The 13,339-nt window shown below is 72.5% G+C and carries 10 protein-coding genes and 1 pseudogene; 6 read left to right on the forward strand and 5 right to left on the reverse strand.

Annotated features, from left to right (window positions below; translation table 11 throughout):
• Positions 1–12 precede the first annotated feature (12 nt).
• Genes OIE75_RS02200 through OIE75_RS02210 form a run of 3 tightly spaced genes read right to left on the reverse strand, consistent with a single transcriptional unit; the run spans position 13 to position 2,940 of the window.
• On the reverse strand, positions 13–825 hold the full coding sequence (locus tag OIE75_RS02200) for an ABC transporter ATP-binding protein (RefSeq protein ID WP_307009163.1): 813 nt from the start codon (positions 823–825) through the stop codon (positions 13–15).
• A complete protein-coding gene (locus OIE75_RS02205) occupies positions 822–1,688 on the reverse strand; it encodes an ABC transporter permease (protein WP_307009164.1) in 867 nt (288 codons plus the stop codon). The genes OIE75_RS02200 and OIE75_RS02205 overlap by 4 nt, the downstream gene beginning before the upstream one ends.
• Positions 1,675–2,940: an ROK family transcriptional regulator gene (locus OIE75_RS02210; RefSeq protein ID WP_307009167.1), complete on the reverse strand. Its 1,266-nt coding sequence runs from the start codon at positions 2,938–2,940 to the stop codon at positions 1,675–1,677. The genes OIE75_RS02205 and OIE75_RS02210 overlap by 14 nt, the downstream gene beginning before the upstream one ends.
• A gap of 202 nt (positions 2,941–3,142) precedes the next feature.
• Here OIE75_RS02210 and OIE75_RS02215 point away from each other — a divergent pair, with 202 nt between their 5' ends.
• The 4 genes from OIE75_RS02215 to OIE75_RS02230 all read left to right on the forward strand — a co-directional run bounded on the left by OIE75_RS02215 (position 3,143) and on the right by OIE75_RS02230 (position 8,244).
• Positions 3,143–4,483, forward strand: a complete 1,341-nt coding sequence (locus tag OIE75_RS02215; protein WP_329469252.1) for a family 43 glycosylhydrolase — start codon at positions 3,143–3,145, stop codon at positions 4,481–4,483.
• Between the two features lie 121 nt (positions 4,484–4,604).
• A complete protein-coding gene (locus OIE75_RS02220; RefSeq protein WP_329469254.1) occupies positions 4,605–6,656 on the forward strand; it encodes a SpoIIE family protein phosphatase in 2,052 nt (683 codons plus the stop codon).
• A gap of 94 nt (positions 6,657–6,750) precedes the next feature.
• Entirely contained in the window at positions 6,751–7,422 is a 672-nt protein-coding gene (locus tag OIE75_RS02225; RefSeq protein WP_329469256.1) for a CBS domain-containing protein, read from the forward strand.
• A gap of 90 nt (positions 7,423–7,512) precedes the next feature.
• Positions 7,513–8,244, forward strand: coding sequence for a TetR/AcrR family transcriptional regulator (locus OIE75_RS02230; protein WP_329469259.1), 732 nt, complete (start codon positions 7,513–7,515; stop codon positions 8,242–8,244).
• Between the two features lie 19 nt (positions 8,245–8,263).
• Here OIE75_RS02230 and OIE75_RS02235 read toward each other — a convergent pair whose 3' ends face one another.
• The gene (locus OIE75_RS02235; protein ID WP_329469260.1) at positions 8,264–9,205 is read right to left on the reverse strand and encodes a LysR substrate-binding domain-containing protein; all 942 of its coding nucleotides are present in this window, start codon (positions 9,203–9,205) and stop codon (positions 8,264–8,266) included.
• Positions 9,206–9,289: 84 nt separating this feature from the next.
• On the opposite strand from OIE75_RS02235, the gene OIE75_RS02240 reads away from it, so the two are divergent.
• The gene (locus OIE75_RS02240; RefSeq protein WP_307009175.1) at positions 9,290–10,603 is read left to right on the forward strand and encodes an aspartate aminotransferase family protein; all 1,314 of its coding nucleotides are present in this window, start codon (positions 9,290–9,292) and stop codon (positions 10,601–10,603) included.
• A gap of 74 nt (positions 10,604–10,677) precedes the next feature.
• Here the strand turns inward: OIE75_RS02240 and OIE75_RS02245 are convergent, their stop codons facing one another.
• Positions 10,678–12,897, reverse strand: coding sequence for an MMPL family transporter (locus tag OIE75_RS02245; protein ID WP_307009177.1), 2,220 nt, complete (start codon positions 12,895–12,897; stop codon positions 10,678–10,680).
• 333 nt (positions 12,898–13,230) lie between these two features.
• Here OIE75_RS02245 and OIE75_RS02250 point away from each other — a divergent pair.
• Positions 13,231–13,338: pseudogene (locus tag OIE75_RS02250) on the forward strand (MerR family DNA-binding transcriptional regulator); the annotation flags it as partial.
• Position 13,339: the final 1 nt, after the last annotated feature.

Genomic DNA, 13,339 nt, shown 5'->3' on the forward strand with positions numbered 1-13,339 from the left:
GTCCCTTCCGGGTCATGACGTCGGGGAGTGGGCACCGGGAAGGGCGGCGGTGCGGCCTTCCTGGTGGTAGACGGAGTGCCACACCCGGTTGCGCAGTGCGGCGAACTCGGGGCTGAGCCGGAACGCCTCGTCGCGCACGAGGGCGGGGTCGACCTCGATGACGTCGTAGACCCGCCCGGGACGGGCCGCCATGACGATCACGCGGTTGGCCAGGAACACGGCCTCGTCGACGTCGTGGGTGATGAACAGCACCGTGCGCCTGTCCTGGCTCCAGGTCCGCAGCAGCTGCTCCTGGAGGGTGACCCGGGTGAGCGCGTCGAGGGCGCCGAAGGGTTCGTCCATCAGCAGGATCGAGGGGTCGACGGCGTAGGCGCGGGCGATGGCGCAGCGCTGGCGCATGCCGCCGGACAGCGTCTTGGGCAGGGCGTCGGCGAAGCGTTCCAGGCCGACCAGTTCGATGAAGTGCTCGGCACGGGCGCGCCGTTCGCGTTTGGGGACGCCGGTGGTCCGGAGGCCGAACTCGACGTTCTGCCGCACGGTCAGCCAGGGGAAGAGGGCGTACTGCTGGAAGATGACCCCGCGTTCGGGGCCGGGCCCGGAGACGGGCACCCCGTCGACCAGCGCGCGGCCCGCCGTGGGGGTCTCCAGACCGGCGAGGATGTTCATCAGGGTGCTCTTGCCGCAGCCCGAGGGGCCGACGACGGTGACGAACTCGTGGTCGGCGATGTCGATCGAGACGTCGTCGAGGGCGGTGAAGGTCTCCCGGCCCAGCGCGAAGGTCTTGGTGACGCCCTGGACGGATATCTTGGCCGGTTTGCTGGTCATCGGCGTTCCTGCCATCGGGTGAGCCTGCGTTCGGCGAGGAGGAGGACGCGGTCCATGAGGAGACCGAGGATCCCGATCGAGATGAGTCCGACGAAGATGGTCGGCAGGTCGTAGTAGAGCTGGGCGTTCTGCATGCGGTAGCCGAGGCCCTGCTGGGCGGCGATGAGTTCCGCGGCGACCAGGGTGGCCCAGGCCGAGCCCAGTCCGACCCGCATGCCGACGAGGATGAAGGGCGTCGAGGCGGGCACGACGACGCGGGCGAAGATCGTGGCGTCCTTGGCGCCCAGCACCCGGGCGGCGTCGATCAGCGTGCGGTCGACGTTCACCACGCCCTGGAAGGTCGAGATCACACAGGCCAGGAACGCGGCGAGGAAGATGACGAAGATCTTCGGGGTCTCGTCGATGCCCATGGCGACCACGGCCAGCGGGATGATGGCCAGGGGCGGGATGGTGCGGAAGAACTGGATCCAGGGTTCGACCAGACCCCGCACGATCCCGTACCAGCCCATCAGGAAGCCCACGGGGACGGCCACGGCCGTGCCGAGGGCGAAACCGGTCAGGACCCGGGTGAGGCTGGCCAGGGCGTCGTCGGCCAGGGTTCCGTCGCCGATCAGCGTTCCGGCCCGGGAGACGACCTCCGGTGGCGTGGGCAGTTTGAAGCCGGCCGACGCGGCGGCCCACCAGAGGGCGATGCCGGCCGCGACGGACACGGCGTTCAGGACGAGGGTCTGTCCGCGCCCGCCGGTCCGCGCACGTCCGGGCGCGGCTCCGGTGACCTCCCCGCCGGCGCCGGGCGGGGCTCCGGGCCGCTGCCCGGGCAGGGGGTGCCCCGGGTCGGCGCCCCGCTTGTCAAGGACGGACATGGGCGGCTCCTTCGGTGGCGGAGTCGGGTGCATCGGCACGGCCCTTCACGTCGGCGGTTTCGGGATACCTCGCCAGGAGGGGGGAGCTGTGGAAGACCGCCGCCAGCGCGCCCAGGGCGCCGTCGTCGTCCGACAGCCGCGCCGCGGCGACGACGGGACCGGCCGAGGCGGTCGGGAAGATCTCGGCGGCGAGGGTGGCGGCGACCTGTTCGACGATCACGGGCGCCAGCCGGGTGATCTCGCCGCCGATGACGACCTTCGCCGGGTTGAGCATCATGGTGGCCGCGCCGACGACCCGGCCCAGCGCGCCGGCGGCCTCCCGCAGCACCCGGTCCACGACCGGGTGGGCGCGGCTCACGGCGGCCGCCAGATCGTCGAGGTCCTCCAGCCGCAGGCCGAACTCCCAGCAGGCGGCGAGGATCCCGGGCACCGAGGCCACCGTCTCCAGACAGCCGCGCTTGCCGCACCGGCAGGGCCGGCCGGCCGGTTCCACGGTCACGTGTCCCAGCTCGCCGGCCAGCCCCGAGGAGCCGGTCACCAGCTGGCCGCCGACGACCAGTCCGCCGCCGACGCCGTCCGACAGACGGACGTACACCAGGTCGGCGACGCTGTCGGCGCCACTGATCGCCTCGGCGAGGGCGGCCAGCCGGGTGTTGTTGTCGACGATCACCGGTGCGTCGAAGCGTTCGGCGAAGGCCACGTCGACGCCCTCCGGGGCGGGCCGGAGCACCGTGGTGCCGGCGGTGGCGCGCGGCCAGGCGGCCCCGTCGGGCGCCGGGTAGGGGCCCGGCACGCCGATGCCGATGCCCTGCAACGCGCCGTAGTGCACCCCGGCCTCGCTGCTCAGCCGGTCGACCAGCCCGAGGGCCAGCTCGGTCCGGGTCCGCCAGGCCGCGGTGTCCTCGTACCGGACGGAGCCCGAGACCATGATCTCGTGCGAGGCGTCGGCGACGACGACGTGCACCCGCCGGTGCCCGAAGTCGACCCCCATGAACTGGGCCGACGCCGGATCGAGGGCGAGACGCTCGGCCGGCCGGCCGCTGCCCTCGCGCCGGGAGGCGTCGGTGTCCACGACGACGATCGCCCCCCGTTGCAGGAGGTGGCCGGTGATCTCGGACAGGGTGGTGCGGGAGAGGCCCACGACCCGGGCGATCTCGCCGCGGCTCATGGCGCCGTTCTCCTGCAGCGCACGCATCACGCGCTCTTCGTGGGTCCGCCTGACCAGTGCGTGCACTCCGCTGGGCATCTGCATGCCGGTCAAGGTAGGGAGGCCCGATTATTCCGTCAACACTCCGACAGAAAGATGCAATGGAGCGTTCACAATGCCTGGTGGGGCAAGTCCTGAATGGGCTCCAGTTTCTCCTTTATTCGTCCGCCCTGTTGACGTAAATGTGCGGGCGTTCGCATGCTGTGCCGCACCCCTCGGACGGACACGACGAAGGAGAGCGCCACTGATGACCCCTGCCGAGAACGGCCCGAACCGACGTTCCCTGCTGGCCGGCGCCGCCGGTCTCGGGGCGGCGTTCGCCCTCCCCGCCGGCGCCGCACAGGCGGCCCCGGACCCGGCGCACGGCGCGGCGCGGAGATATCCGCCGAACTGGCCCGACCCCGCGCCGTACGGCCTCGCGGACACCAGGGAGGACCTGTGGCCGCGGGAGGACAACTCGTTCGTCCTCCCGCTGGAGCTGCGGCCCCGCGACGAGGAGCGCGGCACGGTCTGGATGCGGGACACGTACGTCAACTGCTTCGACGTCGGCGGCCGTACGGTCTACGTGGCCACCGGCACCACCCGGGTGCCCTGGCTGGAGGCCGCCGCCCCGTGGAACGACGGGATCTTCGTGTGGCTGGCGCCGTCCCTCAGGGGCCCGTGGCGCCTCGCCGACACGACCGGCATCCGGCCGGGCGCCGAGAAGGGCAAGGTGTGGTCGCCCGAGTTCGCCGGCGAGAACCGGCCCGGGCGCACCGTCGTGGCCCCGTGGCAGGAGTACTGGTACGACGACCGGTTCGGCAAGCGCGGCCAGGCCTGGGCCCCGGAGCTGCACCACTTCCGCGGCACCTGGTACATCGTCGCCTGCATGGGCGACCACTCCCGCAAGGTCGGCTCGTTCATGCTGGTCAGCGAGGGCGGCGTGGAGGGCCCGTACCGGCTGGTCGAGGGCAATCGGGAGAAGCCCTTCGGCGACTCGTTCATCGGCGGCCCCTCGTTCATCGAGCCCGGCGCCTACCACCACATCGACGGCAGTCTCTACTCCGAGGGCGACGACGCGTGGCTCGTCCTCCACAACGACCTGTACGCCAGGTTCCGGGACGACATGGAGGACATCGTCCCGGCCACGGACCTGCCGCGGTTCCGGCAGACGCCCTACTCCCCCGAGCCGTACCTCGAGGGCGCGTACGTGTTCAAGTACAGGGGCAGGTACTACCTGGTCCACGCCGCGTGGGACCGTACGTCACGCAACGCCGACGGCAGCACGCGGTACGCCTACGACCCGCCCGGCACGGGCCGCACGCAGTACCAGTACGACGCGGTCGTCGCCGTCTCGGACCGCTTCGAGGGGCCGTACTCCGAGCGGTGGACCGCGGGGGTGGGCGCGGGGCACAACAACTTCTTCACCGACCGCCGCGGAGACCTGTGGGCGACGTTCTTCCGCAACCCCAACTTCGGGTACTGGGCCGACCCGTCGCGCGTCGACGACGCCGCCGTGCCCGGGGTGGTGCGCCTGGAGTGGACCGGGCCGAGGGACGGCCGCCTGTACGTGAAGCGCCGGTCCCGGGGGCACGGGCACGGCCACTGAACCTCTCGCATGCCGTCGCGGCGGTACGGGCGTAGTGTCCTCATATGCGTGATGTGCGGTCCGGCCGGCGTCGGGCGGTCCCGCGGTGGTGGGGCCGGGCGGTCGGCTGATGGATTCCGCGATGGCCGCCGTGGTGCGGGACAGCGGCGCCTATGGGGGACTGCTGTACGTACTGCCGCCGGGCGACGACGCCCTGTGGCAGGTTCTGGTCGCGGGGGTCCCCCAGGAGGTGGCCGCTCCGTGGCGTCGGGTCGGACTGGCCGATCCCGTGCCCGTGGCGGACGCCGTACGCGAGCGGCGACTGGTGTGGGGCAGCGGCCGGGAGGAGATGGCCCGCCTGTATCCACGGGCCGCGCTCGTGCTGCCCTACGACTTCGCGCTCGCGGCGGCCCCGCTCGTCTCGGACACCGCCGTCCGGGGCGGGCTGGTGCTGCTGTGGTCCGGGGACCACGGGGCGCGGCTGACCGCGGACGAACGCGAGGTCATCGAGGAGGGCTGCCGCCGTCTGGGCGGCATCGTCCAGGAGGAGGTGGACCGTGAGGGGCCGCTGGTGATCGCGGACCGGCCCCGGGTGCTCCGGCCGCCCACCCCCCGCACCCCGGCCCCGTTCGAGGCGGCGGCGCGGTCCGCGTTCGTGGACCGCCTGCCGGGCGGGTCCTGTGCGCTGGACCTGGAGGGGCGCGTCACCTTCGTCACCCCGGGCGCGGCCGCGCTGCTCGGCGCCGACCGGGCCGACCTGGTGGGTGCCCTGCCGTGGGAGGCGCTGCCCTGGATGGACGTCCCGCACGTCGAGGACCGCTACCGGGCCGCGCTGGTCAGCCGCCTTCCGCAGGCCTTCACCGTGCTGCGGCCGCCGGACACCTGGCTGGCCTTCGAGCTGTACCCGGACGCCACCGGCCTCAGCGTCCGCGTCGCCCGCGGCGGCTCGGGTGAGGAGGGCCCCGAGGCCCGGTCGGTGCCGACCGCGGGCCCCAGCCGCGCCACCGTGCTCTACCACCTGATGCACCTGGCCTCCACCCTGACCGAGGCCGTGGCCGTGCAGGACGTGGTCGAGCAGACCGCGGACCAGTTGCTTCCGGCGCTCGGCGCCCAGGCCATGGTGGTGATGACCCCGGAGGACGGCCGGCTGAAGATCGTCGGCCAGCGCGGATTCCGCGCCGAACTCCTGGAGAAGTACGACGCCCTCCCTCTCGACTCGGCCATTCCCGGCGTGGACGTCATGGCCACCGGTGTCCCGGGGTTCTGGACGACCTTCGACGAACTCCGCGAGGCCTACCCGGCCACCGTGCACGCGGACGGCATGGCCGCGTGGGCGGTACTCCCGCTGATCGCGTCCGGCCGCCCCATCGGGTCCCTGCTCCTCGCCTACGCGCGGCCGCACGTCTTCCCGCCCGGTGAGCGGGCCGCGCTCACCTCACTCGCGGGGCTGGTCGGACAGGCCCTGGAGCGCGCCCGTCTCTACGACGCCAAGCACCACCTCGCCCACCGCCTCCAGTCCGCCCTGCTGCCGCACACCCTGCCCCGCGTGCCCCGGCTGAACGTCGCCGCCCGCTACCTTCCGGCCGCCAGTGGCCTGGGTGTCGGCGGCGACTTCTACGACCTCATCCGCCTCGACGAGCACACGGCGGGCGCCACCATCGGCGACGTGCAGGGCCACAACGTGGACGCCGCCGCGCTCATGGGCCAGGTCCGCACGGCCGTGCACGCCCACGCCACCGCCGGGGCGCCCCCCGACGACGTACTGGCCCGCACCAACCGGCTGCTCACCGACCTGGACCCCGGCCTGTTCACCAGCTGCGCCTACGTCCACCTCGACCTCGCCACGCACCGCGCCTGCGTGGCCCTGGCCGGTCATCCGCCGCCCCTGATACGCCACGCCGACGGGCGCATGGAACCCCTGCGGGCGCCTCCCGGCCTGCTGCTCGGCATCGAGCCGGACACCCTCTACTCGCCGCTGGAGTTCCCGCTCCCGCCGGGCAGCGTGCTCGCGCTCTACACGGACGGGCTCGTCGAGGCTCCCGGGGTCGACCTCGACGACGCGATAGCAGCCCTCGCCGGGCTCCTCGAGGCCGGTGATCCGGCCGACCTCGACGAGATGGCCGACACCCTCATACGGCACGCGCCGGCCCCCGAAGACGACATCGCGCTGCTCCTGATCAGTCCCCGTGCCTGAGAGGAGGGCACTCGGGGGGCGGGCGGCACGTTCGCACAGGTAAGAAGGACGGACGCCGGCCGACTCGGGCCGGCAGCGGAGGAGAAGACCCTTCATGAAACACCAGAAGGTGCGCGACCTGATGAGCGACGCCGTGATCCGCGTCCAGCACGGCACACCGTTCAAGGAGATCGCCCACCTGCTGCTGGAGTACGACATCACGGCCGTCCCGGTGGTCGACGAGGAGAACCGCCCCGTGGGGGTGGTGTCGGAGGCGGACCTCCTCCAGAAGATGTGGGGCGCGGAACCCGACGGTTCCGCCGGGTACGAGGAGTGGTCCCGGTCGGCGGGGCGCAAGGCGTCCGCCACCGACGCGGCAGGGCTGATGACCTCTCCCCCGCTGTGCGCGCAGGAGGACTGGAGCGTCGTCGACGCCGCCCGGCTGATGGCGCGGCACGGCATCAAGCGGCTGCTGGTCGTCGACGCCGACGGGCGGCTGATCGGAGTGGTCAGCAGGAGTGACCTGCTGCGGGTCTTCCTGCGCGCGGACCGGGCCATCCGCACCGAGATCATCGAGGAGGCCCTGGTCAAGGCGCTCGGACTGGCCCCGTCGTCGGTGCAGGTGGACGTGGCCCACGGGCACGTCGTGCTCAGCGGGCGGCTGCCGGGCCATGTGTCCGCGCCGGCGCTGTTGGAGCACTGCAGGAGCGTCGACGGCGTCGTGGCCGTGGAGTTCCGGCCGGCCGGGGAGGCCGGTGCCGAGGGGGCCGCCTCCGCGGGCTCCTAGCGGACGTCCGGGACCTGGCAGCTTGAGATCTCCCTGACAGTGTTCGGATTCTTGATGTGCCATCAGGCACCGGCGCCGTAGGGTCGCCCCATGCCCACCGAGCGACCCACACCGCCCTCCCCCTCACTGCGCGAGCGGCGCCGGGCCGCGGCGGCCCGGGAGATCCTGGACGCCGCCGAGGAACACATCGGCCTGCACGGACCCGCGGCCCTGTCCCTGCGGGCGGTCGCCCGCAGCCTCGGGATGACGGTGCAGGCGCTCTACCACTACTTCCCGAACCGGGACGCCCTCGTGACGGCCCTCGTCGCCAAGGCCTACGACGATCTGGCCGACGCGTTGCAGACAGCCGCCGGCAGCGAGGCCGAGGACGCGTCCACCCCGCGCCTGCTGCTGGTGACGCGGACGTACCGCGACTGGGGCGTCGCCCATCCCGAGCGATTCCAGCTCCTCTACGGGACGCCGCTCAGGTACTACGCAGCACCGGCCGAAGGACCGACCACCCAGGCCGTCCGCCGCATGGGCGCGATCTTCCAGCGCGAGCTGTTCGACGGCTTCACCACGGCGCAGCTGGCCGCGGCCGAGGTCCCGCCCCTCTCGTCCCCGTTCCAGGAGCGGCTGGCCCTCCTCCCCGCGAACGCCCAGGGGAGCCTGCCGCCCGCCGCGACGTCGCTCTTCCTGAGCGCGTGGGGCCACCTGCACGGCCTGGTCGTCCTGGAGGTGTTCGGGCACACCGGCTTCCTCGGCGAGCATCAGGCCGAGGTCTTCGAATCCTCGGTGCGGATGATGATCGAGGACATCCACCGGCGGATACCCGCCGCGTGACCACGCGGGCTCGCGGCCTTCACGGGCGGTCGCCGCGTCGCTCGGGGACGGGTCGCGGGGCGGCGAGGGCCGGAATCTCGGGGTGGTCGCGGAGCGCGGCGATGACCGCGCCGACCGCTGCGCGCCGGGGGGTGCCCCGGCGTACCACGACGACGACGTTGCGGTGCACCGCCGGGCTGAGCCGCCGGGTGAGGACGGCGTGTTCCGGTGTGACGGCCAGGGCGGGCAGCAGGGCGATCGATCCCGTCGTCTCGACGTGCCGCAGCAGCATCAGGTAGTTGCTGAAGCGGCAGGCCACCCGGGGTTCGAACCCCGCCTCGCGGCACAGCCGCAGGGTCAGGTCCGCCATGTACGACTGGGGCCGGTCGCACGCCCAGGTCTCCTCCTCACAGGCCGCGAGGTTCACCGCCGCGCGGGAGGCCAGCGGGTGGCCCACGGGCAGGACCAGCACGACCGAGTCGCTGCCCAGCGAGACGATGTCGAGGTCCGCGCCCCAGGAGAGGCCGGTGTAGTCGGTGGTCGTGACGATGACGTCGGCCTCGCCCGAGCGCAGGGCGGGTCCGCTCTCGTGCGGCTCCATCTCGACGAGTTCGACGTGCAGGTGCGGGTGGGTGGTGGCCAGGCGGGTCGCCGCCGGGACCGCGAGGCTGTAGATCGCGCTCTGGAACACGCCGAGCCGGACGGTGCCGATCGGCTCGTCGTTCAGGGCCCGCAGTTCCGCCTCGGCCTCGGCCATCCGGTCGAGGATCTCCCGGCCCCGTCGGGCCAGCAGGAGCCCGGCCGGTGTGAGCCGCACCCGCCGACCGGTCCGCTCGATCAGCCGGCACCGGGTCTCCGTCTCCAGCACCGCCAGCTGCTGGGAGACCGTCGACGCGCTCAGATGCAGTGTGTCGGCGACCGCGCGGACGGTACCGAGCGTGTCCAGCAGGCCGAGGAGGTGCAGCCGTCCCGAGTTGAGCACGCCGCGATTGTATGGTGATGACGTACAGCAGCGTCGAAACTGTGCGATGGACACGCGCAGCGGTGCGTCCCTACCGTCGGTCGCATGCCTTCCGAGACTCCCGGCACCGATCCGGGGCGCCACCTCATCCGCTACTCCGGCCACGCACCGTTCTCGCCGGAGGTCGTCGTCCGGGCCGCGGGCACCTCCGTCTTCACCGAGAGCGGTCGTGAACTGCTGGACTTCACCTCGGGTCAGATGAGTGCCATCCTCGGCCACTCCCACCCGGCGATCGTCTCGACCGTGCGCGAGCAGGTCGCCCACCTCGACCACCTGCACAGCGGCATGCTCAGCCGGCCGGTCGTCGAGCTGGCCCGGCGGCTGGCGGGGACGCTGCCCGAGCCGTTGGACAAGGCGCTGCTCCTGACCACCGGGGCGGAGGCGAACGAGGCCGCCGTGCGGATGGCGAAGCTCGTCACCGGGCGGCACGAGATCGTCTCCTTCGCCCGGTCCTGGCACGGCATGACCCAGGCCGCCGCGAACGCCACCTACAGCGCCGGCCGCAAGGGCTACGGCCCGGCGGCACCCGGCAACTTCGCGCTGCCGGTGCCGGACCGCCACCGCCCCTCCGTAGTCGGCGCGGACGGCGAGCTGGACTGGCGCCGCCAGCTCGACCTGGGCTTCGAGATGATCGACGCCCAGTCGGTGGGCAGTCTCGCGGCGTGCCTGGTCGAGCCGATCCTCTCCTCGGGCGGCGTCGTCGAACTCCCGCCGGGCTATCTCGCCGCGCTGGCGGACAAGTGCCGGGAGCGGGGCATGCTGCTGATCCTGGACGAGGCACAGACCGGGCTGTGCCGCACCGGCGACTGGTATGCCTTCCAGCACGACGGCGTGGTGCCGGACATCCTGACGCTGTCCAAGACGCTCGGCGCGGGGCTGCCGCTGGCCGCCGTGCTGACCGGCGCGGAGATCGAGCGGCGGGCGCACGAACGCGGATTCCTGTTCTTCACCACCCACGTCAACGACCCGCTGCCGGCCGCCGTCGGCAACACCGTCCTCGACATCCTGGTGCGCGACCGGCTCGACGAGCGTGCGCGGCGGCTCGGCGGCATGCTGCGGGACGGCCTCGACCGGCTCGCCGAGCGGCACGAGGTGGTCGGCGACGTCCGCGGCCGGGGGCTGCTGCTCGGCATGGAACTGGTCGGGGACGACGTGCTCGGTGACGGCGGAGCCGACCGGCTGGGCGCCGCCGTCACCCGGCGCTGCTACGAGCTGGGGCTGCACATGAACATCGTCCAGCTCCCGGGAATGGGCGGCATCTTCCGTATCGCGCCGCCGCTGACGGCGAGCGACGAGGAGATCGCCCGCGGCGTGGCCGTCCTCGACGAGGCGCTCACCGACGCCGCCCGGGACCTCTGAGGCGACGCGTGCGGCCCCGGTGCCCGGACGTCCGGGCACCGGGGCCGCACGCGTGACGCGCGGGACGCGCGGGGTCAGACCCCGGCCGTCTCCGGCTCGCGCGCGGGCTCCGCGGGCGGCGGTGTGTCGCCCAGCTCCTTGTGCAGCTTCTCGCCCTCCACGTCGACGTTCGGCAGGAGGCGGTCCAGCCACTTGGGCAGCCACCACGCCTTGGTGCCGAGCAGGGCGAGCACCGCGGGCACGATGGCCATGCGGACCACGAAGGCGTCGAAGAGCACGGCGATGGCGAGGCCGAAGCCCATCATCTTGATCATGTCGTCGTTCTCCATGATGAAGCCGGAGAAGACGCTGATCATGATGATCGCGGCCGCCGCGACCACCCGGCCGCCGTGGGTGAAGCCGGTGGTGACGGAGTCGGCGGCGGACGATCCGTGGACGTACGCCTCCCGCATGCGGGTCACGAGGAAGACCTCGTAGTCCATCGCGAGGCCGAAGACCACGCCGATCATGAAGATGGGCATCATCGACATGATCGGGCCCGGCTGGTCCACCCCGAAGACGTCCGCGAGCCAGCCCCACTGGAAGACCGCGACCACCGCGCCGAGCGCCGCGGCGACCGACAGCAGGAAGCCCAGGGCGGCCTTGAGCGGGACGAGGATCGAGCGGAACACCAGCATGAGCAGCAGGAAGGCGAGTCCGACGACCAGTGCCAGGTACGGGATGAGCGCGTCGTCCAGGGTCTGCGAGAAGTCGATCGTCATCGCGGTCGCTCCGGTGACGAGCATGGTGCCGCCAGTGTCGGCCTCGATGTCGCCGGACAGTGAGCGGATGTCACGGACCAGCGATTCGGTGGCGGCGTCGCTCGGACCGGTCTTGGGCACCACGGTGAGGACGGCGGTGTCGCCCTGTTCGTTGAACCTGGCCGGAGTGACGGCAGCTGCCTCGCCGAGGCCGGTGATCCGTTCGCGGACGCTGTCGACGGCGGCCTGCGGGTCGTCAGCTTCCCTGCCGTCGTAGGTCACCATCAACGGGCCGTTGAACCCGGCGCCGAAGGAGTCGGACAGCATGTCGTAGGCCTTGCGCTGCGTGGTGTCCGGTGCCGAGCTGCCCTCGTCGGGCAGGCCCAGCTCCATGCCGGCGGCCGGCACGGCGATCACGCCGAGGCCGAGGACCGCGGTCAGCAGCACGGTCACCGGACGCCGCAGGACGAACCGGGCCCAGCGGGTGCCGAGCTTGGGCTTGGCGGGGACGGTCCGCTCCGTGGCGGCCGCCTTGCGGTCCTTGCGGCTGAGCGCCTTGCGGCCGGCGAAGCCGAGCAGCGCCGGGGTGAGGGTGAGCGCGATCAGTACGGCGATGCCGACGGTGCCGGCGGCGGCCAGGCCCATCTTGGTGAGGATCGGGATGTTGACGATCGCGAGGCCGGCCAGGGCCACGACGACGGTGAGTCCGGCGAAGACCACGGCGGAACCCGCGGTGCCGACGGCGCGTCCCGCGGCGTCCTCGGGGGTGCGGCCCTCGGCGATCTCCGCGCGGTAGCGGGAGACGATGAACAGGGCGTAGTCGATGGCGACCGCGAGGCCGATCATCATGGCCAGGGTGGAGGTGGTGGCGGACAGCTCCAGCGTGCTGCCGAGCGCCCCGATCGCGGAGATGCCGATCCCGACCCCGATGATCGCCGAGAGCAGCGGCATGCCGGCCGCGACCAGTGAGCCGAAGGTCAGCAGGAGCACGATCGCGGCGACGCCGATGCCGATCAGTTCGGCGGTGCCGCCCATCTCCTGCTCGGCCATGACCGCGTCGCCGCCGGTCTCGACGGTGAACCCGCCCTCGCGCGCGTCGTCGGTGGCGTTGGTGAGCGCGTCCCGGGCCTCGTCGGTCAGTTCCATGGCGTTGACCTTGTAGGTCACGGAGGCGTACGCCGTGGTGCCGTCCTCGCTGACGGCGTTCGCCTTGAACGGGTCGTCGACCGAGGCGACCTGCGGGCCGTCCCCGAGAGCGGTGACCAGTTCCTCGACCTGGGCCTTGCCGGCCGGGCCGGATATCTTCTCGCCGTCGGGGGCGCGGATCACGACCCGCGCGGTGGCGCCCTCGGCACTGGCGGCCGGGAACTGCTCGTCGAGCAGGTCGAACGCCTTCTGCGACTCGGTGCCGGGCATGGAGAAGGAGTCTTCGGGCGGGGCGGGCGCGGTGGACGCCGCGACACCGGCGCCCACGAGTATGGCCACCCACAGGAGGGCGACGAGGCCGCGGCGCCGGAACGCCCTTCGGCCGAGTCGATAGAGAAACGTAGCCACCTGAGACCAATCCGTCGGGTTACGAGCAGGACGAAGACCCGGCACATGGGGGGAAGGCCGAGGCGCTGACCGGGGTACTCATCCATGCTCGCCCGGGGATTTTCCGAATTGATCCGACCCTGGGGCTGGACCGGCGTACTGCGAGGGGTGTAGTGCTCCCCCGTTCCCCTCTCCCCCGGGTGTAGATCACGAAGATCCGTGTACGCCGCATTCCGTTGCCGCGGGCAGCCGACATCCGTGACCATCGAGGTGGCGGCGGCAGTTGACCTTCACCTCGGGGGAGGCCACGCATCGGTGGAGCCGGGCGGCGGGCCCGGTACGGGGAGCACGGGCATGGGTCTGCTGACCCTCGGGGCGTTCGCGAGGGCGACCCGGCTGTCGCCGAAGGCACTGCGTCCCTATGACCGATTGGGCCTGCTGCCTCCGACGCGCCCCGGGCCGG

Source organism: Streptomyces sp. NBC_01723 (assembly GCF_036246005.1).
Taxonomy (GTDB): Bacteria; Actinomycetota; Actinomycetes; order Streptomycetales; family Streptomycetaceae; genus Streptomyces.

Coding starts and splice junctions, on each gene's coding strand:
- OIE75_RS02200 (WP_307009163.1), bottom strand. CDS start 825: ATGACCAGCAAACCGGCCAAGATATCCGTCCAGGGCGTCACCAAGACC.
- OIE75_RS02205 (WP_307009164.1), bottom strand. CDS start 1,688: ATGTCCGTCCTTGACAAGCGGGGCGCCGACCCGGGGCACCCCCTGCCC.
- OIE75_RS02210 (WP_307009167.1), bottom strand. CDS start 2,940: ATGCAGATGCCCAGCGGAGTGCACGCACTGGTCAGGCGGACCCACGAA.
- OIE75_RS02215 (WP_329469252.1), top strand. CDS start 3,143: ATGACCCCTGCCGAGAACGGCCCGAACCGACGTTCCCTGCTGGCCGGC.
- OIE75_RS02220 (WP_329469254.1), top strand. CDS start 4,605: ATGGCCGCCGTGGTGCGGGACAGCGGCGCCTATGGGGGACTGCTGTAC.
- OIE75_RS02225 (WP_329469256.1), top strand. CDS start 6,751: ATGAAACACCAGAAGGTGCGCGACCTGATGAGCGACGCCGTGATCCGC.
- OIE75_RS02230 (WP_329469259.1), top strand. CDS start 7,513: ATGCCCACCGAGCGACCCACACCGCCCTCCCCCTCACTGCGCGAGCGG.
- OIE75_RS02240 (WP_307009175.1), top strand. CDS start 9,290: ATGCCTTCCGAGACTCCCGGCACCGATCCGGGGCGCCACCTCATCCGC.